This is a genomic window from Kribbella hippodromi (assembly GCF_039531045.1).
Classification (GTDB): Bacteria; Actinomycetota; Actinomycetes; order Propionibacteriales; family Kribbellaceae; genus Kribbella; species Kribbella hippodromi.
Map to the genome: position 1 here is coordinate 19,009 of NZ_BAAAPH010000027.1, position 25,677 is coordinate 44,685.

Sequence of the window (25,677 nt, forward strand, 5' to 3'; positions counted from 1 at the left end):
AGATCGTGTTAGGTGGCCAGGTTGGCGGCGGCCTCCTGGAGGGCGGCCTTCAGATCGGGGACCTCGGTGTCGGGGAAGGTGCCGGCGAAGGCGACGGCTGCGTAGTTGGCGGTGCCCACTGGTACGGCGAGGGTCCGGCGGCCGAGGTCGGTCTCGACGAGGGCGTGACCCTGCTTGCGGATGCGGCGCAGGCGGGCGATCAGGCCTTGGGGACCATCGAGCTTTGGTGGGTCGAAGCTGAGGGGGAGTGGAGGTGGATGAGCCGGGTTGTACAGGTCGCGTACCGCGTCCTCGGGCTGGTGGGCCAGCAGGACGAGACCGATTCCGGACGAGGCGGCGGGGAACGGTAGGCCTTGGACGAGACCCTGCTCGGTGGGGCGTTGCGGATTCACCTGGTACAAGTACGAGGTCTGGTCGCGCCAAAGTACGCCCAGGGCAACTACATGGCCGTACTTGTGCAGCGGCGGTAGGTACCGGATCGCGCGGTTGACCAGGCCGGAGCCGAAGAGGCTCTGGGCGGCGAGTGCGTGGATGCCTGGACCTGGGCGGTATTTGCGGTTCTCGTCCTGTTCGGCGAGGCCCATCGACGCGAGGGTGCCGAGCAGTCGGTTCACCCGGGTGGGCTCGAGTCTGAGTACCCGCGCGAGTTCGCGGGAGCCGATCGGCCCGGTACAACTCGTCAGCGCCTGCAGGCACGCGAGCCCGTCCATCAACGACCGATTCGGCTGCGCCGGCAGCTTCACGCGATCACCCGTCCGTTTAGTGCTGTAATAGCACCAGCGATTGATGATGCGTTTATAGCACCAGGACGAACCGCGGAACAAGAGCCCAGCGCCGCAGAGCTCAGCCCGGTGAGCCGCAGGACGAACCGCCGCGAGCCGGGTCGCGACACTCCGCTAGGTCGTGGCTGCTGAGTGTGCGGGGGATCGGTGGGAGACTGCCGAGTAGGGCGTCTTCGGCGGTCTGGGTCTAGTGGCGTCCGGAGAGCGGTGACGTGATGGGATTCGCCGGTACGCTCGGTGCGGTGCCGCTGGTGGCGGACGCGGACATCCATGCGCCGTGGAACGGGCACGACACCCGGGTCCTGGTGGTCGCGGTGATCGGGATCGGGATCATTGTCGCGCTGATCGTGTGGCTCAAGATCCACGCGTTCCTGGCGCTGACGATCGGGTCGCTGTTCGTCGGGCTGGCGTCCGGGATCGCGGCCGGTGACATCACCAAGTCGTACGAGAACGGCGTCGGCAGCGTACTCGGGTATGTCGGCGTACTGATCGCACTCGGCGCGATGATCGGGAAACTGCTCGCGGACTCCGGCGGCGCCGATCAGGTCGTCGACACGTTGCTGCGCGGCAAGACCGGCGCACTGCCGTGGAAGATGGCGCTGATCGCGTTCATCATCGGCATCCCGATGTTCTTCGAGATCGGGCTCGTGCTGCTGATCCCGGTCGTCGTGCTCGCCGTCCGGCGGACCGGCGCCCGCGCGATGCTCCTCGGCATCCCGGCGCTCGCGGGTCTGTCGGTATTGCATGGCTTCGTCCCGCCGCACCCCGGCCCGCTGGCCGCGATCGGCGTACTCAACGGCAACGTCGGCATCACGCTCGCGCTCGGTCTGCTGGTCGCGATCCCGACGGTGGTCGTGGCCGGTCCGCTGTTCGGCCGGCTGGCCGCGAGGTGGGTGACGATCGGCGCGGCCGGGGCGGCGCTCGAGGTCAGCGGCGGCGCCGAGCACGAAGACAGGCGCGAAGACAGGCCTGAAGACGGTCAGGACGACAATCCCGATCGGCCGAAGCGCACCCGTACGCCGAGCTTCACCATGACTCTGGTCACGGTCCTCAGCCCGGTGGTGCTGATGCTGATCAAGGCCGCGTCGGATGTGTGGATGAGCAAGCACGCCGCGCTGTACCCGGTGCTGCAGTTCATCGGCGATCCGGTGGTGGCGCTGCTGCTCGCGGTGCTGCTCGCGATGTACACCTTCGGTACGGCGGTCGGCTTCAGCGTGCCCGTACTGAGCAAGAAGATCGGCGCGAGCCTGCTGCCGATCGCGGGCGTGATGCTGATCGTCGGCGCGGGCGGAGGTTTCAAACAGGTACTGGTCGACGGCGGGACCGGTACCGCGATCGCGAAGATCGCCATCGCGGCCAATCTGTCGGCGCTGCTGCTCGGCTGGATCGTCGCCGTGCTGATCCGGCTGGCGACCGGTTCGGCGACGGTCGCGACGGTGACGGCCGCGGGGATCGTCGCGCCGCTCGCGGGGGGTGAGAGCGCCACGCATCTCGCGCTGGTGGTGCTGGCGATCGGTGCCGGCTCGCTGTTCTTCTCCCATGTGAACGATGCCGGGTTCTGGCTGGTCAAGGAGTACTTCGGGATGACCGTTGGCGAGACCATCAAAACCTGGTCGGTGATGGAAACCGTGATCTCGGTGATGGGCCTCGGGATGACGTTGTTGTTGTCCACCTTCCTCTGATCGGTTGTTGCTCGGTTGTTACTGTCGGTGCATGGCGAGCGCGTTGGTTGAGCCACTGCTGGATCACCTCGTGCTGGCCACTCGCGATCTGGAGCAGACCGTTACCGACTTCACCGCGGCGACCGGGATCCGTCCGGTCGAGGGCGGACGGCACGAGGAATTCGGGACGCGGAACTATCTCGTCGCGCTCGGCCCGCTGTCGTACCTGGAGATCGCCGGACCGGATGCGGAGAACCCGATGCCGGCCGCCAAGCTCCCGTTCGGGATGGGTGCGGTCCGCGGCTCGCGGTTGCTGACGTGGTCGGTCCGGCCGGCGTCCCTCGAAGCTGCCGTCCAGGCCGCCGCGACCGCAGGCGTGGAGCTCGGTCCGATCCGTACGGTCGGACGGGTCACGCCCGCCGGCAGCGAACTGAACTGGCGGATCGCCGCGGCCGAACCAGCGCCGTACGACGGACTCGTACCGTTCTTGCTGGATTGGGGCACGACGCGCCATCCGGCTGAATCGGGCCTCCCGACGGTCGAGCTACTGGACTTCCGCGCGACGCACCCACGACCGACCGAGGTGACCACGGTCCTGGCCGCACTCGGCGTCAGCCTGCTGATCGAACCCGGCAAGCCAACCCTGGAAGCAACAGTCGCCGGCCCATCCGGCACGTACCTGATGCGCTGAACCTTCAATCCGTGACGTGAAGCACCGCGTCGGCGCCCGCGATCGGTCTCCAAGCTGATCGAGCCGAACCCGTTCCCGGCCAGCTCGCCGAACAACTTGTTGCGTACGACACCGAACGCGGGCTCTTGGTGAGTCGGCTCCCCAACCCCGAACACCCGCACCGCGGACTTCCTGAACTCGTCAATCGATCGTGTCATACCCATCAACCGTGTCGTTGACCTCGCTGTTGAGACTTTCCCGGAACCGCGCGATCGGCGGGCGATCCGATCGCGCGGCCAGGTGCTCAGCCGTAGATGTTCTGGGTGAAGTACCAGATCTGGTTGCCCGCGTTCTGGCAGTCCCACTGGACGAGCGTGGTGCCCGCGGCGCCGGAGCCACCGAAGCCGATGCACTTGTTGCTGTTCCAGTTGACGATCTTGTAGAACGGGACGCCGTTCTCGGTGCGGACGTACGACAGGCGCCACCGCTGGTTCGTCACCTGCTGGCAGCTCCAGGCGACGATCGCGGCGCCGTTCGCCGTACTGTTCCCGGCAACGCCGGCGCACAGCCCACTGTTCGCATCCTTCAACTGGTAGTACGGGCTGGTCGCCTTGTTCAAGTACCAGATGACGTTCTGGGCATCACCACAGGACGGGTGGGTTCCGACCGCGGTCAGCGCGAGTCTGGTACCGGGTGTGACGTAGTGGCCCGGGTCGCCTTGCAGGTTGATGCACGGGCCGTGGGCGATGCTGGAGTGGATGCGCTGGCCGCTCAGCCACGGTGGACCGTCGGCGGCCGAGGCCGGCGCGGCGATGCCGACCAGAGCCGTCGCCAGTGCCACGATCGCTGCCATCGTCAATCTCTTGATGTTCATCGGAGGACTCCTTCGTACGGTCGGGATCGACTGAACCGACGGTAGGGTCGCGGCGCCCGCGGCGCGGGGCAGTTAAGCGATTGTTCAAAGCTTCGCTGCGAGGAGCAGCGCCCGGCCGAGTGCGGTGATGGTGTGGCGTACGCCCTGGCCGGTGCGGACCGTCGAGATCAGCCCCGCCTCGCGGAGTGCCCTGGTGTGCTGGCTGACGGCGGCCGGCGAGACGTGCAGTCGCTGGGCGAGCTGGCTGGTCGATGCGGCGCATCCGATCGAGGCGAGGAGCTCCGCGCGCGTCCGGCCGATCAGCTTGCCGATGCTCTCCCGGCGGCCGCGATCGCTCTCGACCAGGAGGCCGCCGTCGCTGCTGACCGCCGGGCAGACCAACGTCGGCGTTCGGTCCGCATCGATCAGGGTGATCGGATGGCCGTAGTTGAAGTACGCCGGCACGATCAGCAGCCCGCGACCGTCCAGCCGAAGATCGAGGTCGTACGGGTACGCGACCTCCAGCGTCGGCCAGCGCCAGCGTACGGAGCAATGCAGCGAACCGAACAACGCATCCAGTCCGCCGGCCAGCAACTGCTCCGCGAGCCGTGACCGGGCGAGTCCCACTTCGCGCTGGACCTCGGCCCAGACCTGCTCGTCCAGTACGAGCGGATGGCTCTTTTGCAGAATGTTGACAATGCTCGTCGGCCGGCCATGCCCGTACACCCCCCGCACCCATCGTGGTGGGTGCTCCAGCCGGCGGTACGTTCTGGTCAGGTCCGCACGCAGGGTTGCCGGCGGCAGCGCGAGCACGGACTCGAAATGAGCCTCGATACCGGGCTCGTCCAGCGTCGGCGTGATGAAGTCGGGGAAGTTGCCCGCCGGTGGCACCAGTGCACACGCCGCCCGCAGTACGCCGGGCGCGTACTGCCGCATCCGCCGTCGTGTCTCGTCGCGCCAGCGCCACAACCGGGGTGGGAGCTTTTCCTGTTGCAGGCTGTTCAGCCCGAGCACCAGCTCCCAGAGCGGGTGTGGACCGTCCGCGACCCGCACCCGGCACAGGTCGCTCACTCCGAAATGAATCCGTAGCACCTCGCTACCCCCGCTCGGCCGTCTCTCTCTTGTCGAGCGCGGCAGCCGCCGAAAGGTTGCTCGGACCGCAGAACCGCGGTGCGTGGTTAGCGTTAAAAGTTGTGGGGTCTTGACGGTGGGGGATTTGGGTCAGTAGCGTGCGCTGCACGTTTTTAACGTTAATATTTGGTGGAGGTTCGGATGGGGCCGCAGCCGCATGGGCATGTGACGCTGGCGCAGGTTGCCACGCGGGCCGGGGTGTCGGCGCAGTCGGTCTCGAATGCGCTGAACAACCCGGAGCGGGTCGCCGCGGCGACGCGGGAGCGGATTCTGGCGGCGGTCGCGGAGCTCGGGTACGAGCCGAATCTGTCCGCGCGCGCCCTGCGGAACCGGAGCTCGTCGCTGATCGCGGTGAAGATGCGCCCGGCCCGGCCGGACAAGGCGTCGCTGTTGATGGACGACTTCCTGTACGTACTGAACGCGGCCGCCGTCGACGCCGGGTACCACCTGATCTTGTGTCACGCCGAGGACGGTTCGGCCGGCGAGATCAAGGCGTACCGGGACCTGTTGAAGAAGACCTCGGTGGATGCGTTCATTCTCGCCGAGACCCATCGGAACGACGATCGGGTCGCCGCGCTGCGGTCGTGGGGCGTGCCGTTCGCCTCCTTCGGCCGGTCCTGGGACGGTGACGACGGCCTGGCCTGGGTCGATGTCGACGGGCGCGCGGGAACCCGGGCCGCGACCGAACACGTCGCCGCGCAGGGCCATCGGCGGATCGGCCACATCGGGTGGGGCGCGGAGTCGGAGCTCGGGCAGGACCGTCGCGACGGGTGGCTCGAAGCGTGCCGTGAGCGGGAGCTCGAGACCGATCTGCAGGCGGCCGTCGTCGATTCGCTGGACGCCGGCCGGCAGGCGGCGCACCGGATGCTCGATGCCTCGCGTCCGGCGACCGCGCTGGTGTGCGCGTCCGACACGCTCGCGCTCGGCGTCATGCGCGCCCTGCACGAACGCGGTCTGCGGCCCGGTGCGGATGTCGCGATTACCGGGTACGACGACTCGCCGACTGCCGCGCTGGTGAGCCCGGGACTGACCACGCTCCGGCAGCCGATCGACGAGGTCGGGCGCCAGCTGATTCAGATTGTCGACAATCTGATGGCAGGCGATCTGCGCCAACCTGCGTACGCATTGCCGCAGCACGTACTGCTGGAGCCCGAGCTGATCGTCCGCGCCTCCAGCCTGCCCGGACCGCGTACGCCCGTCCGGTAAGCGAATCGCCCGACCGAAGTGCCTGCCCACCGGTAAGCGCACCGACCGACGCGCCTGCCCACCGCTGCTGACATCTCCGATCCGCCCCCGACTGACTCTGTTCCAACCGCCTGAAGGGACACACGATGAGAGCCGGACCAAAATTGCTCGCGGCATTGGCTGCCGGAGTACTCCTGGCGACAACTGCGGCGATAGCACCTGCCGCACCCGCCGCCGCAGTTGTAGACAATCCGTTCGTGGTGAACACCGAGAACTTGCCGAGTGGTCGTGCGGCCGGCGGTGCGATGGACCTGACCGCGTACGGCGATGTGGACTGGGTTCATGTCACCGGATCGGGGGTCGATCGCAAGGTAGGTACGCCGACGATCGCGGTCGACGATCTGAACCCAGCCGGCGGCCGGACCGAACTGAACGACAGCCCGCTGTCATTCGGTTGGTCAGACGGCGCGTCCACGGGCGGAAGGGCCGCGGCGTCTGGGGTGACGACCGGTGGTGTCTTCAACTACGACACGACGACCGTGGGCGACACGACTGCTCACGATGCCGGGTACCGGATCACGGTGCCGGCGGCGGATTCGCCACGACGCCTGGTGTTCGTGGGTGGAATCTGGCAGGCCACCGGCACCATCACCGTCACGCCCGCCGCCGGCACCGGCGGGGCGTATACGACGCGGATCACCGCGGGTGGTTCGGCGGCGGTCAAGCGGTACAGCGTGACGATCAGGCCGGGCGCAGGGGTGGTTGTGACGGCCAGGTTTGCTTCGAAGCTGAACTCGGCCGGGAATCTCTCGCTGTCCGCCGCGGCCCTGTCACTGGTCGGACCAGTAGACCGAGCTGCCCTCACCGCGACCGGTGCCCCGGTCTCGATGAACCTCACCGCTGAGGGCCCCGACGACTGGCTGTACCTCGACGGCCCGACCCTGAACCGCCGCGCCGGCGCCCCGGCAGCGACGGCCGGGTCCGCGGCTGGGTCCGCGGGCAGGTCCGCGGCGGGGTCCGCGGCCGGGGGCTCGGACGCGGCGTCGAGGCTCGCGGTGGTGAATCGGCAAGCCGGCAAAGCGATCGGTACTCAGAATGACAACCCGGTCAGCTACTCCTGGACGAATGGGACGCCGACTGCCGACCAGGCGGGTACGCGAAACGGCGGGATCTTCTTCGCCGACGGTGCCGCGCAGAACGCCGACCTGACCGACCCGTACGGCTACGACCTCACCATCCCCGCCGCGTCCGACGGCCGCACGATCCGTTTCGTCTCCGGCGCCTGGCGTGCCACCGCGCGCATCGCGGTGTACCTGAACGGCGCTACCACCCCGACGTTCACCAACGCGGATCTGGTCAGCACCGACGCCTCGGTCACCAGGCTCTTCGAGCTCACTCTCGGTGCCGGCGACTCCGCCCGCGTCACCGCACAGATCCTCCGCAAAACCAATGCCTCCGGCAACGTAACCCTCGCCGGTGTGGCGCAGGCCCGGACCACCTCCGACGCCTACCGCCAACTCACCCAAACTCTGCTGACCCAGGTGGATTCGGCTGATGTGTACGCAGCAACCGAGGCCGCGCAACAGCAGCTGAAGAACGAAGTCACCTCCGCCAAGGCGGCACTTGCCAACGGCAACGCCAGTCGCGACGACCTGCGAATGACGTATCGGTTGCTCAAAGCATCGTTCGACGAAGCCCAGTCGTCAGCCGCCAACGCGCAGTACACCAGCGTGACCAACCCGGGCCTGACCTCGTCGTTCGGCTGGGAAGGCGACCTGAACGCCCCGATCGCCTTCATCGACGGCAGCTACCGCCTGCGCAGCCGCGGCTCCGCGATGATCACCTTCGGCGTCCCGAACATCCCCGGCAAGATCAAATGGTCGAACGCCGAGGGCTACCTGCCCGCGTTCATCAGCGAGTACGCCAAGGACGGCCTCAATCTGAAGGTGGAGAACTTCGCCGACCTGGTCGTTGTCGGCGGCAACCGCTTCGAGGTCGCGTACTCCCGGATGACGGTTACCAACACAACTGCAAAGATTGCACGCCTGCCACGAGTGTCAGGCATGCTGACCCCGCTGAACAACGTGCCAGCGGCAACCATCGAACCCGGCCAGACCGTGGTCCGCGACTACGCGGTCGCCGCCGACCGGTTCGACGGCAAGTACGACTGGCCGACCGCCGCGCAACTGCAGGAGCTCGGCGGGTACGACGAGCACTACCAGCACATGCGCCAGTACTGGAACACCCGGCTGTCCGCGATCGCGAACATCACGGACCTGCCCGACAAGCGGCTGATCAATGCGTACAAGGCCGGCTACATCTACACGTTGATCATCCGTGACGACGTCGACGGTGCGAAGCAGCTGCACGTCGGCGAGAACGGGTACGACGAGATGTTCGATCACGACACGATCGGCATCGTCGCGACATTGTTGACAATCGGCGATTTCACGTACGCCAAGGACTACCTGTCCACCTTGCCGGCGCAGCTGCAGTATGACGACGCGAAATGGAAGTACAGCTGGCCGTACGCCCTGTACCTGCAGCGCACGGGTGACAAGGACTTCATCCGCAGCCGGTTCGAGACGATCAAGAAGAACACGCACACGATCGAGACCGACCGGATCGACGGTGGCACCGGGATCATCAAGCAGACCAACGCGATCGACTCGCACGGGTACTGGACGATCGACAACTGGGCAGCGCTCACTGGTCTGACCACCTACCGGTACCTCGCGACGGCGCTCGGTGAGACGGCCGAGGCACAGTGGGCGAAGGCGGAGTACGACGACCTGCTCAAGGTGGCCACCGCCCGCATCGACCAGACAATGCGGCAGTACGGGCTGGACTACATCCCGATCTCGATGGTCGAGCCGAACGAGACCGGACCGCGCAAGGACCCGCGGGACGCGAACTGGGCCTCGATGTTCCTGTTCGGCCGCTGGGCCTGGGACGGGTACCTGTTCGGCGCCGAGCAGACCGGCACGATGATCGACAAGATCGACGCCACGTACACGCATGGCTTCGACCGGCGGAAGGACATCTCGGACTCGATCTACAACTTCGGCGGGTACCCGCACGGGTACTTCTCCAGCGCGTACAACGCCGGGTACGGGAGTTCCGCGTTGCGCGGTGAGCAGTACCGTGATCTCGGCATCAAGTCGTACCAGTACATGATCGACAAGACGATGAGCGGACCGTTCGGCTGGTGGGAAGGTGTCGACTATCCGAGCGCGGCCTCGCCGTGGAACATCGACCATGCCCGGGGCGGTGGCGGCTCGAACCAGCACATGTGGGGTCAGTCGACGGCTACCAAGGTGCTGTTCGATTCGTTGATCGCGGAGAAGTCGGACGGCACGGTGATCATCGGCCGGGGCGTGCCGAACGAGTGGCTTCGCACCGGCGAGAAGATCGGCCTCGACCAGTACCCGGTGCAGAGCGGCGGGCGAGTCGGGTACCAGCTGAAGACCGCCGGTAAGACGGTGCACCTTCAGTTCACCGGCGCGGCCACCGAGTCCACCGAGTACAGCATCGAGCTGCCGGCGTTGCGGGACAACGTCGCGAACGTCTCGGTGCGCGGCGCGGTCGTCGACCAGAAGGCGGGTACGGTCCGCGTGCCGGCCGGTACGAAGAACGTGACGATCGTCCTTCGGCACACCGCCTAAAGGAGAACGGCCCCGGATCACCAACGGTCCGGGGCCGTTCGCAATTACTGGCCGGACTTGGTGAACTCGGTGGTGTACGTCTTCGTGAGGTCGATCTTCGACTTGTTCGCCTTCACGGTGTCGCTGAAGGTGCCGAGGACGTCCAGGACCGTCTCCGGACCGCCCGCCGGCATCACCCCATCGGTGGTGAACATCGGCGACGAGTCCTTGATCGACTGCACGTACAGCGCCTTGTCGTCACCCGCGTAGTCGGCCGGCATCTTGTCGGCGACCTCCGCGGCCGAGTGGGTGGAGATCCACTTCATCGTCTTCACGAACGCGCCCGCGACCTTGCCGACGGTGTCCTTGTTCGCATCCACGTACGCGCAGTCCATGTACAGCGAGGACGCCGGGTACAGCCCGCCGAGCGCCGCCTTGGTGCCTTCCTCGGTCCGCAGGTCGATCAATACCTTGCCGAGCTTCTTCGAGGTGATCTTCGCGATCGTTGGGTCGGTGGTCATGCCGCCGTCGATCCCGCCGTTGGTGAGCGAGGCGATGAACGTCGACCCGGCGCCGGCCTTGACGGTCGTGTAGTCCTTCACCGGCACGCCGTTCTTGGTGGCCAGGTACTGGGTCAGGTAGTCGGTGGACGAGCCGGGTGAGGTGACGCCGAGCTTCTTGCCGGCGAAGTCCTTCGCACTGGTCAGACCAGTGGCCTGGTTGGACACGACCTCGGCCTCACCCGGTACTTTGGCGAGCTGCGCGACACTCTTGATGCACTTGCCCTGGGCCTGCAGCGTGATCGTGTGGTCGTAGAACCCGACGACGCCCTGGACCTGGCCGGCCACCAGGGTGTTCTCGGCGCTGGCGCCGGACGGCTCGTCGGACAGCTGGACGTCGACGCCGGCGTCCTTGAAGTAGCCGAGTTGCTGGGTGAGCATCGCGGGCAGGTAGATCACCTTGTTGATGCCGCCGACCATGATCTTCACCTGCGGCGTGCCGTCGGCGGAGGTGGTGGCGGTGCGCGAGTCGCGGCAGCCGGCCAGGGCGAGGACGGCGAGTGGAACCACCGCGACGGCGGCGACGGCAAGACGGTTGATACGCATGGGCATTTCCTTCGATGGAGGAACGGGACCAGCCCGCGGGCGGTGGGGTTGGTGGGGAGAACAGGATCAGGCGGCGGTGGGTTGGGTGGTGGCGGTGGGACGCCAGGCGGTCAGGCGGGTTTCGACCTTGGTGATGGCCCACTCGGCGACCAGTGCGATCACGGTGGTGACGATCATTCCGGCGTAGATGCCGGCCGCGTCGAAGTTGCCCTGGGCATGGTTGATCAAGATGCCGAGCCCCTTGTCCGCGCCGGTGAACTCGCCGACGATCGCGCCGATCAGCGCGAACCCGAAGGCCACATGCAGCGAAGCCAGAATCCACGACGTCGCACTCGGCAGGATGATCGTGCGCAGCAGGTCCCAGCGCGACGCGCCGAGGATCCGCGCATTGTCGACAAGCGACTTGTCCACCTCACGCGCACCCTGGAACGAGTTGAAGAACACCGCGAAGAACACCAGGACGAACGCGGTGGCGATCTTCGACGACAGCCCCAGCCCGAACCAGATCACGAACAGCGAGGCGAGTACGATCCGCGGAATCGCGTTCGTGGCCTTGATGAACGGGGACAGCACGTCGGCAAGGAACCGGCTCCGGCCGAGCAGTACGCCGAGTACGATGCCCGCGATCGTGCCCAGTACGAACCCGCCGACCGCCTCTTCGAGGGTCACCGCGATGTTCGTCCAGATCGAGCCCTGGGACGTACCGACGGTGAACCAGTCGACCAGCTTCGACCAGATCTTGCTCGGCATCGAGTAGTAGAACGGATCGATCACGGTCCGCGCCGCCAGCTCCCACGAGCCGAGCCAGACGGCGATCAGGCCGATCCGGACCACGTGCACGAGCCACATCGGCCGGCCGGTGCGTCCGCGCAGGAAAGCCCAGGCGCCCGTACGGACCGGCGGCGCCGCGGCGACCACCGGGGGAGAGGTGTCAAGCGACATTGGAAGCTCCTCGGGCTCGGGTGATCTCGACCTCTTCGCGCAGGCTGTCCCAGACCCGCTTGTACAGCTCGATGAACTCCGGGGTCAGCCGGATCTCCTCGACCTTCCGCGGCCGGGGCAGATCGACCGGGATCGAGTCCTTCACGGTCGCCGGACCCGCCGTCATCACCACCACCCGGTCGGCGAGCGCGATCGCCTCGGTCAGGTCGTGGGTGACGAAGACGACGGCCGCGCCGGAGCCGGACCACAGCCGCAGCAACTCGTCCTGCATCAGCTCGCGAGTCTGTACGTCGAGCGCACCGAACGGCTCGTCCATCAGCAACAGCGACGGTTCGGTGATCAGCGTCTGGGCCATCGCGACCCGCTTGCGCATCCCGCCGGACAGCTGATGCGGGTACCGGTCCTCGAACCCGGTCAGTCCGACCCGGCCGATCCAGTCCCGAGCCCGTTCGACCGCCTCGGACTTGCCGACCCCGCGGTACCGGAGGCCGATCGCGATGTTGTCCAGCACGTTCTTCCACGGCAGCGTCGCGTCGGTCTGGAACATGTACCCGACGCCGTCCGGGATCCCGGACACCGGCCGGCCGTTGACCGAGACCTCGCCCGCGGACGCTGCTTCGAGACCGGAGACCAGTGACAGCGTGGTCGACTTGCCGCAGCCGGTCGGGCCGACGATGGTGACGAACTCACCGGCCCGGACCTGCAGATCCACGTCGACGATCGCGGTGAAGGCACCCCGGTCGCGGGTCGTGAACCGTTTCGTGGCGCGCCGCAGCACGATGGCCGCCTCGGCGTCGTCCGGCTCGGGCCGGCGAATCTGCGAATTCATGCCGAGACCGTAGGAGCCGGCGCTCCGGGGCAGAACCCTTGCGCTCGTTGTGGTGGCTTGGCGCACAAGTCGCGTTCTGCGCATTCTGCTCACGCGCGGCGTGGAATCCGCCTTATGGTGTCAGCGTGCTCACCGCGCTTCCTGCTCTGGCGCGGGTCGGTATCCGGACCGGCCCGCGGCATTGGCGGCTGCGTACGCGGTCGATCGTCTTCCAGGCCGCGGTGCTCGGCGTCGTACTGCTGCTGTGCCTGCTCGTGTCCAGCCTGGTGCTGCGCAACGACCTGGAAGGTCAGTACGAGCAGCGCGCGCTGGCGGTGGCCCGGAGCGTCGCGCAGGATCCGCGGATCGCGGCGACCGTGACGAGCAGCAAGCCGAGTCTGACCGGGCCGGTGCAGGACGAGGCCGAGCGGGTACGGCTGGCGACCGGCGCGCTTTATGTTGTGGTGACCAACAAAGACGGCATCCGGTTCAGTCATCCGACCGAGAGCGAAGTCGGTCAACTGGTCAGTACGGATCCGTCGGACGCCCTCGCCGGCCGGGATGTAGTCCTGATCCAGCGCGGCACGCTCGGCGACTCGGCGCGTGGGAAGGTGCCGCTCCGGGACGCGAAAGGGCAGGTCGTCGGCGAAGTCAGCGTCGGGATGGCGATGTCCGATGTGAACGGCCGGCTGCAAAAGCTGTTGCTGGTTTTGGCGCTGGTCATGGTGCCCGTCCTGGTGATCGGGATGCTCGGAGTGGTTGCGCTGTCGCGCGCGTTGCGGCGTACGACGCTGGGTCTCGAACCGGAAGAGATGGCTGATCTGCTGCGCGAGCACGCCGCGGTGCTGGGCGGGGTTCGGGACGGTGTGGTCGCGGTGGATGGCGAGGGTCGCGTGACGGTGGCGAATGATGAGGCGGCGCGGCTGGTCGATGGGGCGATTCGGCGCGGGGAGTCGCTGGAGGAGTCGGGCGTACCGGATGAGGTGATCGGCTTGTTCCGGGCCGATCCACCGCCGCGGGGAGCGTTGCGGGCGTTGGGGGATCGGGTCGTACTCGCGACGCGGCTGCCCGTTCAGCGGGAGGGGCGGGATCTGGGGCAGGTGCTGATCTTGCGGGATCGGTCTGATTTGGACGAGTTGGGGCGGGAGCTTGAGGCGACGCGGGCGTTGACGGATGCGTTGCGCGCTCAGGCGCACGAGTACACGAATCGGCTGCACACCCTGGTCGGGCTGCTGCATGTGGGGGATGTGGACGGGGCGCTCGGGTATCTGGATGAGTTGCAGGTTTCGGCGGTTCGGGCGGATGGGATTGCCGATCCGTATCTCGTCGGGTTGCTGGCGGCCAAGAGCGCGGTGGCTTCTGAGGCGGGGGTTGAGTTGCGGGTTGGTGAGTCGACCTGGGTGGAGGGGCGGGTTCGGCGGCCCTTGGACACCGTGACGGTGGTGTCGAACTTGATCGACAATGCGTTGCGGGCGGCGAGTGAGAGTACGCCGGTTGAGCGGCGGCCGGGGTGGGTAGAGGTCACGCTTGCTGGGGTGGGGGCTGATCTGGTCGTGCATGTCGTGGACAGCGGGAGTGGGGTGCCGGACGGGCTGGACGTGTTCGGGCGCGGAGTGACGTCGCGGGCTCAGCCTGAAGGGCATGGGCTCGGGTTGGTGCTGGCGCGGCAGACGGCGCGGGCGCATGGTGGGGACGTGGAGCTGACCGATGCTGGAGGCAACGATCGGGGCGCTGCGTTCACGGCCCGGCTGAACGACGTACTGGTCGGCCAATCAGCCGCGGTGAACCGATGAGCGGCGGTGCGGGTCGGGAGGGCGTCCCGAAGCTCGGTGTGCTGGTGGTTGACGATGACTTTCGGGTGGCCAATTTGCATGCCTCGTACGTCGGGCGGGTGCCCGAGTTCGAAGTGGTCGGGATCGCGCATACGGCCGCGGACGCGATGCGGATTGCCGAGCAGACGGATCCCGATCTGGTGCTGCTTGATGAGTACCTGCCGGACGCACCGGGGTCAGCGATCATCCGGTCGCTGGGTGCCGCGGTGATGATGGTGAGCGCGGCGAACGACACCGAGACGTTGCGCCGCGCGATCACACTGGGCGCGATCAACTTCCTGCTGAAGCCGTTTCCGCCGCAGATGCTGGCCGATCGGCTGACCGCGTTCGCCCGCTTCCGCGCACTGCTGGACAACGGCGATGAGGGCCTCGACCAAACCGCGGTCGACCGGGCGTTGGGTGCTCTCCGGGGCGGTGATTCGCCGCCCGGCGCGGTGCCGAAAGGGCGTTCGGCGGTGACTGCGGATTCGATCCGCGACACGCTGCGTACCGCCGACGGTCCGCTCACCGCGGCGGCGATCGCGACGCGTACGGGCGTATCTCGCGCGACTGCTCAGCGCTACCTGTCGGACTTGGTTCGCGGCAACCGCGTAGAACTCACCCTCCGCTACGGCACCACCGGCCGCCCCGAACACCTCTTCGTCTGGCGTAATACTCAGTGACGGCGACGCCCGGCGAAGTGCACGGTCGTGGCGATCAGACACAGCCAGGTCGCGGCGACGGTCCAGCCGGCCAGGACATCCGTTGCCCAGTGGTACCCGAGGTAGATCCGGCTCAGGCCGACCGCGGCGGTGAGCACGACAGCCACGGCGGTGCCGGCGAGTTTGATGGCCCGGGAGGCTTTCGAGTACCAGAGCAGGCCGGCGAGCAGTAGGAAGAAGACTGCTGAGCTGAGGCTGTGGCCGGAGGGGAAGGAGAATCCATTGCTCACGGCACCGAGTACGAGGCTCGCGTCCGGGCGGTGGCGGCCGATCAGGACTTTGAGCGTGTACGTGAGGGTGGCGGCACCGATCATGCCGGCCGCGAGGACGATCGCCGGTCGCCAGCGGTGGGTGAACAGGCGGAGGAGGGCGGCGGCGACGATGGTGAGGATCGTCAGGACGGGGATCTCGCCGAGGAAGGTGGCGGCGCGGGCGACGGTGCTCAAGACGGCGGTCCGGTGGGCGACGAAATCACTGGTAAGCCCCGGATCGAACGCAACCAACCCGTCGCCCTCAACGGCAGCGTCCGCCTGGACGACGAAGGCGAACACCCCGAGCAAAACAACCACCAGCCCCAGCACCGTCCGCTGGTTGAACCTGCTCGGCATTCAGCCGCCGTTGGGGTCGATGCGGTAGCCGAGGCCGCGGACGGTTTCGATCGCGTGCCGGTCGTACGGGGCGTCCAGCTTCAGGCGCAGGTACCGGATGTAGACCTCGACCACGTTCGGGTCGCCGTCGAAGGCGGGATCCCAGACGTTCTCCAGGATCTCGCCCTTGCTGACGGTCTCGCCGCGGTGCCGCATCAGGTACGCGAGCAGCCCGTACTCGCGGCGGGTCAGCGTGACTTCGTGGCCGGCGCGTTCGACCCGGCGGCGGACCGGGTCGAGCATCAGGTCGCCGGCGCTCATCACGACCGGGCGTTCGGGGGCGCCGCGCCGGATCAGCGCATGCAGGCGGGCGACCAGGATCAGGAAGCTGAACGGTTTGGTCAGGTAGTCGTCGGCGCCGAGGTCGAAGGCGTCGGTCTGGTCGTACTCGCCGTCCTTGGCGGTCAGCATCAGGACCGGGGTCCAGACTCCGCGTTCGCGGATCTGTTCGAGCACCTTGTAGCCGTTGAGCTTCGGCAACATGATGTCGAGCACGATGACGTCGTACGCGTGTTCGGTCGCGGCCCAGACCGCGTCCTCGCCGTTGTGCACCACCTCGACCACGAAGCCGTCCTCGGTCAGACCGTGCCGGACGGTCTCGGCCAGGGGGACTTCGTCCTCCACCATCAGTACCCGCATGATTTCAGTGTCGGCGCACTTCGCTGAGAGCAACCTGAGTATCTCGAGATCGACAAAAGACTGTAATCCAGGGCACCACGAGGCCTGCTGTCACTGCAGCGGCAGCGTGACCGTTGCGACGGTGCCTCCGCCCCCGTCAGGCGCGGTCAGTGTGACCGTACCGTGGTGGGCTTTGATGATTTCCTGCACGATCGACAACCCCAAACCGGAGCCGCCACTCGACCTGGCCCGGCTTGCGTCCAGCCGGACGAACCGCTCGAACACCCGCTGTTGCTCACCCTCGGGAATCCCGTCCCCGTCGTCCTCGACCAGCAGTACGGCCGAACCGTCCTGTCGCGCGGTGCTCAACCGGACCGTACTGTGCGCAGCCAGGACAGCGTTCTCCGTAAGGTTCCGGATCACCTGGCTCAACCGCAGCGGATCGCCAACCACGCGCACCGGGTGGACGTCGGTGAGTACTTCGATCGCACTGTGATTGCGTTCGCGCAGCCGCAGTACCTCGGTGTCGACCAGATCGTCGAGGTCCACCTCGGCGCGCTGCATCGGCAAGGCGGCGTCATCGGCCTTTGCCAGCAGCAACAAGTTCTCGACCAGCCGCCGCATCCGCTCGGCTTCGCCGGTCATCAGCTGATGCAGATCCTGCCAGGACTGGCCTTGCGCGGCCGGCTGGATCACGTCGAGCCCGGCGGCGATGGTCGCGAGTGGTGACCGCAGCTCGTGACTCGCATCGGCGACGAACCGGCGCTGGTTCGCCTGCCCGGTCTGCAGTCGGTCGAGCATCTCGTTCATCGTCGTGGCCAGCCGGGCGATCTCGTCATCGGTCCGCGGCACCGGCACCCGCTCGGTCAGGTCGCTGGACTCGATGCCCTGCACCCGTTGCCGAATCCGCTCGACCGGCCGAAGCGCCTGCCCGGCAAGCAACCAACTCGCGGCCCCGACGATCAGCAGCAGGACCGGAAACCCGATCGTCAGGTACTGCGTCACGGTCGCGACGGTCGAACGTTGCGTGCCGACGGACGATGCGACCACGACGACATAATTGTGCCCGCCGTACGCGACGCCGCGCGCCACGATCAGGTAATCGTGATCGTCGTCGAACAAGGGCATCTCGCCGACTTCGGCGCGGTTGACCGTACCGGGTCGCGGCCGCAATCCGGTCAGCGCCCGGGTGTCCGCGCGGGCCGACGACGCGGCGACCACGTACCCGGAAGAGTCCAATACCTGAACGATCTGACTGGTCCGGGTGGTCTTGGCGAGGCCGAGTTCGTTCACCCCTTGCGTGCTCACCTGGGTGGCGACGTCCGCGGCCCGGCCGTCCGCCGCATCGGAGACCGTGGCGATCAAGGCGCGCTGCAACAGCACCAGCAGCACGGCCGCGCCGAGCGCCATCGCGATCGCGACCACGACGACAGCGGCCGCGGTCGACCGGCTCCGCACGCTGGCGCGACGCAACCTCGAGCTCGCTTTACCTATCGCGGCCAAGTGGAGCACTCCTTAGGGGAACGGTCCGGGCCAGTGTCGCGGTCGGTCGCTGAGTGACTCCTGAGACCCGCGACTCCGGTTGTCTGACTCCGGTTGTCTGACTCAGCACGCTCTCAGTGCGTGCTCCCTAGCGTCGGCCTCATGACCCTCGACGAACCCAGCACGCTTGCGCTGTCCGGCTGGGGCCGGACGGTCCACCGGACCTCTCGGGTCCGGCGGCCGACGGTCGACGGGGGACTGGTCGACGTGGTGCTGAGCGAGCCGCGGATCACCGTTCGAGGGGCCGGCAAGAGCTACGGCGACGCGGCGCTGCCGAGCGACGGGATCGTGCTGGACATGACGTCGCGGGACCACATCGTCTCGTTCGACGAAGGAAACGGCGTACTGGTGGTCGAGGCCGGCGCGCTGCTCAAGGACCTGATCGATCAAACGCTCCCGTTGGGCTGGCGGCTCCCGGTGGTGCCCGGCACCGAACGGATCACCGTCGGCGGCGCGATCGCCAGCGATGTCCACGGAAAGAACCATCCAGGCGCCGGGGCATTCGGCGCGTACGTGCTCTGGCTCGCCTTGCTGCGTTCGGATGGGACGATCACGCAACTGTCCGCGGCGCAGGACCGGGATGCGTACTGGGCCACGGTTGGCGGCATGGGACTGACCGGCGTGATCCTCCGGGCGGCGATCCAGCTGCAGCGCGCCGACACCGGCTGGGTGATCCGCAACCGCCAACGTACGCGTTCACTCGACGAGACGTTGGCGGCGATGCAGGCGCTGGCCGTACGGCAGGAGCATGACCCTGATCGGTACGCGGTGGCCTGGCTGGACGCGCACGGGAAGGGCGGGAGTCTCGGGCGGGGCGTGGTCGACGAGTACTACCCGGCGGGGACACTCGACCTGCCCGGTGCGGTCGCGCCGTACCCGGAGAATCGCGTCTCGAGCAATCGGCCGCGCCGGTCGTTGCCGGGTCCGGGCCTGGTCTCGGCCGCGACCATCGCGGCGGCGTCAGCGGCACGCTGGCGGTTGAGCCGGTCGTCGAACTCCCAGCTCGTTCCGTTGCGTACGGCGTTGTGCCCGCTGGATCGCGCGGAGTCGTGGCCCGCGGCGTTCGGCCGGCTGGGATTGGTGCAGTACCAGTTCGCCGTACCGCTCGATGCGGCCGAGACGATCCGGGACGTGCTGGTCTTCCTGACCAAGCACGGGATGGCGCCGGCCCTTGCCACGTTGAAGAATTTCGGCTCGTGTGCGGCTGGACCGCTGTCCTTCCCGATCCCGGGCTGGACCTTGGCAGTGGATCTTCCGGCCCGCTGGCTGCCGCATCTCGATTCGCTGCGGCCCGTCGACGCGATGGTCGCGGACGCGGGCGGCCGGGTCTATCTGGCGAAGGACACAGTGACGGACCCGGAGCTGATCCCGAAGATGTACCCGGAACTGCCAGGCTGGCGCCAAACCCAGAACCGGTTGGACCCGGATCGGCGTTGGAGTTCCGCGCTGGCCGAGCGGTTGGGATTGCTGTCATGACCGCTGGAGCTGTGCTGCTGGTCGGCGGGTCCTCCGAGATCGGCATGGCCGTCCTGCATGCGCTGATCGGTCCGGCGCCGCGTCGCGTCATCCTGGCCGGCCGACCGAGCGGGGAGCTGTGGTGGAACGCGGAGCGGCTCCGCGACGCCGGGTACTCGGTGGTCACGACGCAGTACGACGCGGCGCTTGGCTGCGACGAGCTCGATGACATGCTGAAGCAGGCGTGCGCCGCGGACCCGCTGCAGCTTGCCGTCGTCGCGGTCGGATCGATGTCATCGGCAACCTTCAGCGAAGGACTGATGGTCAACGGGCTCGGCGTGGCTTTGTTGCTCAGGGCATTGGTCCAGCGCAAGCCCGAACAGATCGTGTTCCTGTCGTCGGCGGCAGCCGTACGCCCCAGGCAGTCGATCGCGGCGTACTCGCTGGGCAAGCAACTGGCCGACTCGACGGCGGTCCTGCTCGCGCGGCAGGCGGCCGAGACCGGGGTGCGCGTACTGGTGGTGCGGCCGGGATTCGTCACCACCCGGATGACTTCGGAGCTGGCGAAGCCACCGCTGGCCACGACGCCCGATCTGGTCGCCCGGCGGGTCACGAAGGCGATCGAGAATCAGCAGACCGTCGTCTGGGTACCGCGCGTGATGGGACTGGTGGTCCGGGTACTGAATCTCCTACCGCGCAGGCTGCTCCCGGTGGCGTACCGATGAAGGCGAACAGGACGAAGAGACGCCGGATCAAGAAGCGTTGGATCGCGCTGGTGATCGTCGCGCTCCTGATCGTGCCCGCGGTCTCGTACGTGCAGGCACTGCTCTATCCGGGCAATGCGAGCTTCTCGGTCCGAACCGTCGAATGGTTCCGCGATCACGGCGGCGGCTCGATCATCGACACGATCGAAACCTGGAAGTACTCGCACCAGCAGCCGCCGACCACCGGCGTACCGAGCGATGTCACCGCGACCGCTCCGAACGCCAAACAGCACGCTCCAAAGCCCACGGCCACGTCCGGTCTGCCGACTGTCCAACTCCTGCCAGGCGTGAAGCCGCTGCCGCAGGAGGGCACCTGGGCGGTCGCCCGGCAGTCGGCCAAGGGCAAACCGTTGCTCTGGACAACCTGGTTCCGCCCCGACCCCGGCCACCTTCCGGTCTCGGCCGCCGCCGCCCTTCTGCCGCGTGACAGCTACCGCCTGACCCTGATGCCCGGCACCCGCGAACCGGTCGTCGGGATGCCGTCGAAGTTCGGGTACGACGTGCCCGCCGCCGACCGTCCCGCGCTGGTCGCGACGTTCAACGCGGGATTCAAGATGCACGACTCGCACGGCGGCTGGTGGACCACCTGGTCCAATGCCGTTCCGCTGGTCGACGGCCGCGCCTCGGTGGTCATCCACCGCGACGGTTCGGCCCAGATCGGTACCTGGAACGGGACCGTCCGGATGACGCCGGACGTGGTCGCGGTCCGGCAGAACCTGGACCAGCTGATCACCGACGGCCGGATCGTCGACGGCCTGGCCGCCAACCGGGACGCGCGCTGGGGATCGACCCGCAGCCAGTTCCAGTACACCTGGCGGTCCGGTCTCGGGACCGATACGGGAGGCAACTTGATCTACGTGGCCGGGAACAAGCTCACGCTGGCCAGCCTGGCGACCGCGATGCACCAGGCCGGGATCGTGCAGGGCCTGGAGCTGGACATCCACGCGGCGATCGTGAGCTTCAACATCGAGCAACCCGGCCCGAACGGGACGCTCGCGCCCCGCAAGCTGCTGAACTCGATGAATCCACCGGCCAACCGTTACCTGGTCGAGGACCAGCGTGACTTCTTCTATGCGACCGCCAAATGACTGATCTGCACACCCCACTGCCCGTCACGCACCGCGTGTCGACGGCCCGCGCCCTGCTGCGACTGAGCCGTCCGCAGCAATGGCACAAGGCGCTGATGGTGTTCGCGGCACCCGCCGCGGCCGGTGCGCTCGAGTCGCCGACCGATGTCCTCGAGGCGGCGATCGCCGCGCTCGGGTTCATGTTCCTCGCGATTGCCGTCTACGCCTTCAACGACATCCGGGACGCCCCCGACGACCGGCGGCATCCACGCAAACAAGCACGTCCGGTCGCCTCCGGGGCGATCAGTCCGACGCTGGCGGCCGCGTACGGGGTGACCGCCGCGCTGCTCGGAATCGCGATCGTCAGTACGCTCGGCACCGCGACGTTCGGGCTGGCGATGGCGTACCTGGTCGCGCAGCTGCTCTACGTCCTCGGGCTGAAGCACGTCGCCGTAGTGGATCTGGTCCTGGTCGCGCTCGGCTTCGTACTCCGTGCTGCCGCCGGTGCGACCGCTACCGGGTTGCCGATCTCGCACTGGTTCCTGCTGGTTTCGTTGTTCGGGGCAATGTTCCTGGTCACGGGCAAGCGCAAGGCGGAGCGTACGAAGATCGGCAATGCGGTCAGTCGTCCGGTCCTCGCCGCGTACCCGGTGTCCTGGCTGGACCAGGTGCTGACGATCTCTCTGCTCGGTACGGCACTGTCCTACGGCATGTGGGCGTTCCAGTACCTCGGTCACGACGTGTACCGCGAACTGCTAGCGGTCTCGTTCCTGCCCTTCTTCACCGGACTCCTCCGGTACGCGTTGCTCGTCTCCACCGGCCGGGGCGAGGAACCGGAGCACGAGATCTTCCGCGACCGCGTCCTCCTGGTCGCCGGCCTCACCTGGGCGGCACTGCTCGGGGTCGGCCTGTACTGCGCGTGATCCGGCCCGGTGGTACGCATCACGTAGTAGTGTGGCGTCGAGGAGGCGCGATGCAGGCGAACGATTCCCAGACGCTGGTGCTCTCGGCGCTGGCCGACGGCCCGAAGCACGGGTATGCGATCAACAACGCGATCGAAGAGCTGACCGGCCAGCGGCTCGGTGCCGGCAGTCTGTACGGCGCGCTGTCCCGGCTGGAGGCGAAGGGCCTGATCGAGACGCTGGAGGAGCAGGGCCGGCAGCGTCCAGTGCAGCTCACGGCGGCCGGCCGCGAGGTCCTGGAGACGGAGTTACGGGCGATGGCGCGGGTGGCGACCGCGGGTCTGCGCAATCTCGGGATCCGGTTGACGTGACGACGCCGCCCGCAAACTCGGGCACACCCGGACGCGCCTGGCGCCGCGTTGCCCGGTTCCTGGTCAGGCTCTATCCGCGGCCGTTCCGGGAGCGCTGGGGAACGGATTTGGCCGGTGAGGTCGATCGGGTCGGCTGGCGCGGTACGCCGGGGCTCGTCTGGGCAGTCGCGGGCATGTGGCTGCATCCGGCGATCTGGCCGACTGACTCGATGGTCGAACGCCGCCGCCGGGTCGCTGCGCTTGCTGTGGTCGTCACGGCCGCCGGGTGGCTGACTGCGCATGCTGTGCTCGAGCTGACCGGCGCGGTGCCGCGTCCGCTTGCGCGCTCGTGGATTCTCACCGCCTTCGACACTGTCACGTTCGCCGGCTTCCTGCTCGCCTTTCCACTGCCGCGCTTGCGGTCGCTGGTGCCGCTGACCCGGATCGCCGTGCGGCGGGTGGCCGTACCGGTCGCGCTGGGGGCAGGTGTGGTGTTCGCTGTGCACCGGGACTTTGCGGTCCCGGCGGTGGTGAAGCTGGGGGTAGTTGCCCTGTGGTGGCTGGCGCTGATGCTGGTCGCCGGTCAAGTCGTGCGCACCGTCGCCGACGTGGACCTGGCGGCGGTCGCGGTGCCGAGTTCGTGGCGGTTGCGGCTCGGGTTGTGGACGACGGCAGCGGGTTTGGCAGGTAGTGGGCTGACAATCCTGATGCCGTCCCTGATCGGCAGTGGTGATCGCCTCGCCGGTGTGCTCGGCGGCCTCACCATCCTCACGCTGGCAGCCGCGGTCAACGGAACAGTCCGCGACCTCGCCGAAGTACGCACCGCCTGAGTTCACCGGGGTGCCGTCAGGGTTGTTTCCGGGTAGGTCGTGCTGAGGGCCGCGATGTCCTGTGCTGGTGTGCCGTGGACGGAATGGTCCAGGAACGCTGCCACGTAGTCGTTCTGGATTGTCAGCGCTCGGCGGCCGTCGATGCTGCCGAGGCCGATCAGGTCGCGTACCGGCGGCCCGAGGAAGTACACGCCGTAGTCGGTGAAGTTCAGGTGATGCGCGCCGTTCACCGTGACCAGCCAGTGCGGTCCCGTGCTTGCCTTGAGCAACTTCTTGCCGGCCTCCAGTTCGCCGCCGGTGTCCGTCCCCTGCGGCCCGCAGCTGCCGATGACGCACGAGTCCTCCGAACCCATGATCAGGAACGGTCTGGCCAGACCGGAGCTGACCACCTGACCGAACTCGGTCCCGTCGAGATCGACCGCACCGGAACAGCGCGGATCGGTCCGGCAGGCCTCGAGCGAGGCCGACCCGCCGAACGAATGCCCGACGTACGCCACCTGCGGCGCGAGCTTGCCCGCGAACCGGCCCGCCGTACCTAGTGCACTGGTCTGACCAGCAACGAACCGGGCGTCCGCCGCCCACTCGGCCGTCAACTTGTCGCCGGTCCGCTGGGTCTCGCCGTCGTGACCGCCGAGATCCGGGGGATTGCCCTGCTTCGTACTCGTCACGGTCTGACCGCCGAGCACGGTCACGTTCGCGCTGTATGTCGGCGTCAGGCCCGCGACCACGTACCCACGACTCGCCAGGCTCTCGGCCAAGGCGCTGTACTGCGGTGCGGCGAACCCCATCCCCGGTTCGAGGACGACGACCGGGAAGCGGCCGTCCGCGACCGGTGGGCCGTCCAAGGAGTGCGTCCGGATCTTGCCGAAGCTGGTTTCGAACCAGCGGAACGGCAGCGGGAAGGCGAGCTTCGACCAAAGACCGGGTGTGTACGGCAAGTGGCTGCCCGTGACGTCGGCGCCGGCCGGGTACCAGAGCCAGACCGCGAGTTTGCGCGGTCCGCCGTGTGGGTCCAGCGGGTCGGTGCGGGCGCTGTCGGTCCACTCGAAGCTCGTCCGGCCGACCTGGTACTTCCCGGTCGGCGCCGGTAGCGCGACGGTGCGCCCGCTCAGCGCCGCCATCGCCAGCACGTACCACGCGGCCAGCACCACCAGGCTGGTCACCCCGATCACCGCGACCCGAATCACCCTGCGCATCGTCATGCTCGCATAGTACACATCGCGTACTACGCGATGCGTACTAGACCCTCTCAGTTCGTGCTCAGTGCCGCCCCGGTACCGTCGCGCCTGGTCCCATCGCCGAACCCAAGGAGCAGTTGAAGCACATGATGAGCATCTGGGACTCGATCGTCCTCGGCGTCGTCGAAGGGCTGACCGAGTTTCTGCCGGTCTCCAGCACCGGCCACCTGACCATCGTGTCGAAGCTGCTCGGGCTGCCGATCGACGATCCGTCCATCACCGGTTACACCGCGGTGATCCAGGTCGGCGCGATCGCGGCGGTGATCCTGTACTTCTGGGGCGACATCCGGCGGATCGCGGTCGCCTGGGTCCGCGGGCTGGCGAACGCCGAACACCGCACCGAGTTCGACTACCACATGGGCTGGTACGTGATCGCCGGCTCGTTGCCGATCGGGATCATCGGGTTCCTGGCGAAGGACCTGATCTCGGGGCCGTTGCGCAGTCTGTGGTGGGTGGCGGGGTCGCTGATCGCGTGGTCGTTCGTGATGGTCGCGGCGGAGCGGTTCAGTACAAAGGAACGTCCGCTGACCCGGATCACGATGCGAGACTCGGTGGTGATGGGTCTGGTGCAGTGCCTGGCGCTGATCCCGGGCGTCTCGCGGTCGGGTGCGACGATCTCGGCCGGCCTGTTCCGCGGTCTGGATCGAGTCGCCGCGACCCGGATCGCCTTCCTGCTGGGCATTCCGGCGCTGCTCGGCGCGGGCGTGTACGAGCTGAAGGACGCGCTGCACGGCAGCGTCGGAGCCGCGCCGCTCGTCATCGGGACGCTGGTCAGCTTCGGCGTCGCGTACGCCTCGGTCGCCTGGCTGCTGCGCTTCGTCGCCAAACACTCGATCGAGGTCTTCGCCCTCTACCGCGTCCTCCTCGGCACCGTCCTCCTGGTCCTCCTCACCGCCGGCACAATCGCCGCGACCTAGCCGATCGTCGGCAGCTCGACAGTACGTATACG

Annotated in this window: 23 protein-coding genes; 13 read left to right on the top strand and 10 right to left on the bottom strand. The window is 67.7% G+C overall.

All coding sequences use genetic code 11. The features are described 5' to 3' along the window. Positions 1-8: 8 nt before the first annotated feature. Positions 9-743: an IclR family transcriptional regulator gene (locus ABD260_RS31875; RefSeq protein ID WP_344239605.1), complete on the bottom strand. Its 735-nt coding sequence runs from the start codon at positions 741-743 to the stop codon at positions 9-11. Positions 744-997: 254 nt separating this feature from the next. Between ABD260_RS31875 and ABD260_RS31880 the strand changes: the two genes are divergently transcribed. Next, positions 998-2,464, top strand: coding sequence for a GntT/GntP/DsdX family permease (locus ABD260_RS31880; protein WP_344239607.1), 1,467 nt, complete (start codon positions 998-1,000; stop codon positions 2,462-2,464). A 31-nt stretch (positions 2,465-2,495) separates the two neighbouring features. Further along, positions 2,496-3,134 (top strand): VOC family protein, encoded by a 639-nt coding sequence (locus ABD260_RS31885; protein WP_344239609.1) that lies wholly within the window; start codon positions 2,496-2,498, stop codon positions 3,132-3,134. A gap of 283 nt (positions 3,135-3,417) precedes the next feature. On the opposite strand, the gene ABD260_RS31890 is transcribed toward ABD260_RS31885, so the two are convergent. Further along, the gene (locus tag ABD260_RS31890) at positions 3,418-3,987 is read right to left on the bottom strand and encodes an RICIN domain-containing protein (protein WP_344239611.1); all 570 of its coding nucleotides are present in this window, start codon (positions 3,985-3,987) and stop codon (positions 3,418-3,420) included. A gap of 84 nt (positions 3,988-4,071) precedes the next feature. Then, positions 4,072-5,037: a helix-turn-helix domain-containing protein gene (locus ABD260_RS31895; protein ID WP_344239613.1), complete on the bottom strand. Its 966-nt coding sequence runs from the start codon at positions 5,035-5,037 to the stop codon at positions 4,072-4,074. Between the two features lie 201 nt (positions 5,038-5,238). Here ABD260_RS31895 and ABD260_RS31900 point away from each other — a divergent pair, with 201 nt between their 5' ends. Next, positions 5,239-6,303, top strand: a complete 1,065-nt coding sequence (locus ABD260_RS31900) for a LacI family DNA-binding transcriptional regulator (protein WP_344239615.1) — start codon at positions 5,239-5,241, stop codon at positions 6,301-6,303. A gap of 236 nt (positions 6,304-6,539) precedes the next feature. Beyond that, entirely contained in the window at positions 6,540-9,947 is a 3,408-nt protein-coding gene (locus ABD260_RS31905; protein WP_344239617.1) for a sugar-binding protein, read from the top strand. A 44-nt stretch (positions 9,948-9,991) separates the two neighbouring features. On the opposite strand, the gene ABD260_RS31910 is transcribed toward ABD260_RS31905, so the two are convergent. From ABD260_RS31910 to ABD260_RS31920, 3 genes are all read right to left on the bottom strand, one after another. Beyond that, on the bottom strand, positions 9,992-11,032 hold the full coding sequence (locus ABD260_RS31910; RefSeq protein ID WP_344239619.1) for an ABC transporter substrate-binding protein: 1,041 nt from the start codon (positions 11,030-11,032) through the stop codon (positions 9,992-9,994). A gap of 66 nt (positions 11,033-11,098) precedes the next feature. After that, positions 11,099-11,974: an ABC transporter permease gene (locus ABD260_RS31915; RefSeq protein ID WP_344239621.1), complete on the bottom strand. Its 876-nt coding sequence runs from the start codon at positions 11,972-11,974 to the stop codon at positions 11,099-11,101. Continuing rightward, entirely contained in the window at positions 11,964-12,803 is an 840-nt protein-coding gene (locus tag ABD260_RS31920) for an ABC transporter ATP-binding protein (RefSeq protein ID WP_344239623.1), read from the bottom strand. Before ABD260_RS31920 ends, ABD260_RS31915 begins: the two co-directional genes overlap by 11 nt. Positions 12,804-12,928: 125 nt before the next feature. Here ABD260_RS31920 and ABD260_RS31925 point away from each other — a divergent pair, with 125 nt between their 5' ends. Together ABD260_RS31925 and ABD260_RS31930 are read left to right on the top strand one after the other, a co-directional pair. Beyond that, the gene (locus tag ABD260_RS31925) at positions 12,929-14,575 is read left to right on the top strand and encodes a sensor histidine kinase (RefSeq protein ID WP_344239625.1); all 1,647 of its coding nucleotides are present in this window, start codon (positions 12,929-12,931) and stop codon (positions 14,573-14,575) included. Further along, positions 14,572-15,276 (top strand): response regulator, encoded by a 705-nt coding sequence (locus tag ABD260_RS31930; RefSeq protein ID WP_344239627.1) that lies wholly within the window; start codon positions 14,572-14,574, stop codon positions 15,274-15,276. Before ABD260_RS31925 ends, ABD260_RS31930 begins: the two co-directional genes overlap by 4 nt. Here the strand turns inward: ABD260_RS31930 and ABD260_RS31935 are convergent. From ABD260_RS31935 to ABD260_RS31945, 3 genes are all read right to left on the bottom strand, one after another. After that, a complete protein-coding gene (locus tag ABD260_RS31935) occupies positions 15,270-15,923 on the bottom strand; it encodes a phosphatase PAP2 family protein (protein ID WP_344239629.1) in 654 nt (217 codons plus the stop codon). The genes ABD260_RS31930 and ABD260_RS31935 overlap by 7 nt on opposite strands. Then, entirely contained in the window at positions 15,924-16,601 is a 678-nt protein-coding gene (locus ABD260_RS31940; RefSeq protein WP_344239631.1) for a response regulator transcription factor, read from the bottom strand. Positions 16,602-16,691: 90 nt separating this feature from the next. Next, on the bottom strand, positions 16,692-18,038 hold the full coding sequence (locus ABD260_RS31945; RefSeq protein ID WP_344239634.1) for a sensor histidine kinase: 1,347 nt from the start codon (positions 18,036-18,038) through the stop codon (positions 16,692-16,694). Between the two features lie 186 nt (positions 18,039-18,224). Here ABD260_RS31945 and ABD260_RS31950 point away from each other — a divergent pair, with 186 nt between their 5' ends. Genes ABD260_RS31950 through ABD260_RS31975 form a run of 6 tightly spaced genes read left to right on the top strand, consistent with a single transcriptional unit; the run spans position 18,225 to position 23,490 of the window. Then, positions 18,225-19,598, top strand: coding sequence for an FAD-binding oxidoreductase (locus tag ABD260_RS31950; RefSeq protein WP_344239636.1), 1,374 nt, complete (start codon positions 18,225-18,227; stop codon positions 19,596-19,598). Continuing rightward, a complete protein-coding gene (locus tag ABD260_RS31955) occupies positions 19,595-20,302 on the top strand; it encodes an SDR family NAD(P)-dependent oxidoreductase (RefSeq protein WP_344239638.1) in 708 nt (235 codons plus the stop codon). The genes ABD260_RS31950 and ABD260_RS31955 overlap by 4 nt, the downstream gene beginning before the upstream one ends. Continuing rightward, positions 20,299-21,429: a hypothetical protein gene (locus tag ABD260_RS31960; RefSeq protein ID WP_344239640.1), complete on the top strand. Its 1,131-nt coding sequence runs from the start codon at positions 20,299-20,301 to the stop codon at positions 21,427-21,429. Before ABD260_RS31955 ends, ABD260_RS31960 begins: the two co-directional genes overlap by 4 nt. Continuing rightward, complete coding sequence (locus ABD260_RS31965) at positions 21,426-22,331, top strand: decaprenyl-phosphate phosphoribosyltransferase (protein WP_344239642.1); 906 nt, start codon at positions 21,426-21,428, stop codon at positions 22,329-22,331. The genes ABD260_RS31960 and ABD260_RS31965 overlap by 4 nt, the downstream gene beginning before the upstream one ends. A gap of 50 nt (positions 22,332-22,381) precedes the next feature. Further along, positions 22,382-22,681 (top strand): PadR family transcriptional regulator, encoded by a 300-nt coding sequence (locus ABD260_RS31970; RefSeq protein WP_344239644.1) that lies wholly within the window; start codon positions 22,382-22,384, stop codon positions 22,679-22,681. Next, the gene (locus ABD260_RS31975) at positions 22,678-23,490 is read left to right on the top strand and encodes a hypothetical protein (protein ID WP_344239646.1); all 813 of its coding nucleotides are present in this window, start codon (positions 22,678-22,680) and stop codon (positions 23,488-23,490) included. The genes ABD260_RS31970 and ABD260_RS31975 overlap by 4 nt, the downstream gene beginning before the upstream one ends. A gap of 2 nt (positions 23,491-23,492) precedes the next feature. On the opposite strand, the gene ABD260_RS31980 is transcribed toward ABD260_RS31975, so the two are convergent. Next, the gene (locus tag ABD260_RS31980; RefSeq protein ID WP_344239647.1) at positions 23,493-24,692 is read right to left on the bottom strand and encodes an alpha/beta hydrolase family protein; all 1,200 of its coding nucleotides are present in this window, start codon (positions 24,690-24,692) and stop codon (positions 23,493-23,495) included. Positions 24,693-24,817: 125 nt separating this feature from the next. Here ABD260_RS31980 and ABD260_RS31985 point away from each other — a divergent pair, with 125 nt between their 5' ends. Beyond that, positions 24,818-25,645, top strand: coding sequence for an undecaprenyl-diphosphate phosphatase (locus ABD260_RS31985; protein ID WP_344239753.1), 828 nt, complete (start codon positions 24,818-24,820; stop codon positions 25,643-25,645). Positions 25,646-25,677: the final 32 nt, after the last annotated feature.

Coding starts and splice junctions, on each gene's coding strand:
- ABD260_RS31915 (WP_344239621.1), bottom strand. CDS start 11,974: ATGTCGCTTGACACCTCTCCCCCGGTGGTCGCCGCGGCGCCGCCGGTC.
- ABD260_RS31980 (WP_344239647.1), bottom strand. CDS start 24,692: ATGACGATGCGCAGGGTGATTCGGGTCGCGGTGATCGGGGTGACCAGC.
- ABD260_RS31900 (WP_344239615.1), top strand. CDS start 5,239: ATGGGGCCGCAGCCGCATGGGCATGTGACGCTGGCGCAGGTTGCCACG.
- ABD260_RS31880 (WP_344239607.1), top strand. CDS start 998: ATGGGATTCGCCGGTACGCTCGGTGCGGTGCCGCTGGTGGCGGACGCG.
- ABD260_RS31955 (WP_344239638.1), top strand. CDS start 19,595: ATGACCGCTGGAGCTGTGCTGCTGGTCGGCGGGTCCTCCGAGATCGGC.
- ABD260_RS31960 (WP_344239640.1), top strand. CDS start 20,299: ATGAAGGCGAACAGGACGAAGAGACGCCGGATCAAGAAGCGTTGGATC.
- ABD260_RS31950 (WP_344239636.1), top strand. CDS start 18,225: ATGACCCTCGACGAACCCAGCACGCTTGCGCTGTCCGGCTGGGGCCGG.
- ABD260_RS31890 (WP_344239611.1), bottom strand. CDS start 3,987: ATGAACATCAAGAGATTGACGATGGCAGCGATCGTGGCACTGGCGACG.
- ABD260_RS31920 (WP_344239623.1), bottom strand. CDS start 12,803: ATGAATTCGCAGATTCGCCGGCCCGAGCCGGACGACGCCGAGGCGGCC.
- ABD260_RS31940 (WP_344239631.1), bottom strand. CDS start 16,601: ATGCGGGTACTGATGGTGGAGGACGAAGTCCCCCTGGCCGAGACCGTC.
- ABD260_RS31885 (WP_344239609.1), top strand. CDS start 2,496: ATGGCGAGCGCGTTGGTTGAGCCACTGCTGGATCACCTCGTGCTGGCC.
- ABD260_RS31965 (WP_344239642.1), top strand. CDS start 21,426: ATGACTGATCTGCACACCCCACTGCCCGTCACGCACCGCGTGTCGACG.
- ABD260_RS31910 (WP_344239619.1), bottom strand. CDS start 11,032: ATGCGTATCAACCGTCTTGCCGTCGCCGCCGTCGCGGTGGTTCCACTC.
- ABD260_RS31935 (WP_344239629.1), bottom strand. CDS start 15,923: ATGCCGAGCAGGTTCAACCAGCGGACGGTGCTGGGGCTGGTGGTTGTT.
- ABD260_RS31970 (WP_344239644.1), top strand. CDS start 22,382: ATGCAGGCGAACGATTCCCAGACGCTGGTGCTCTCGGCGCTGGCCGAC.
- ABD260_RS31930 (WP_344239627.1), top strand. CDS start 14,572: ATGAGCGGCGGTGCGGGTCGGGAGGGCGTCCCGAAGCTCGGTGTGCTG.
- ABD260_RS31985 (WP_344239753.1), top strand. CDS start 24,818: ATGAGCATCTGGGACTCGATCGTCCTCGGCGTCGTCGAAGGGCTGACC.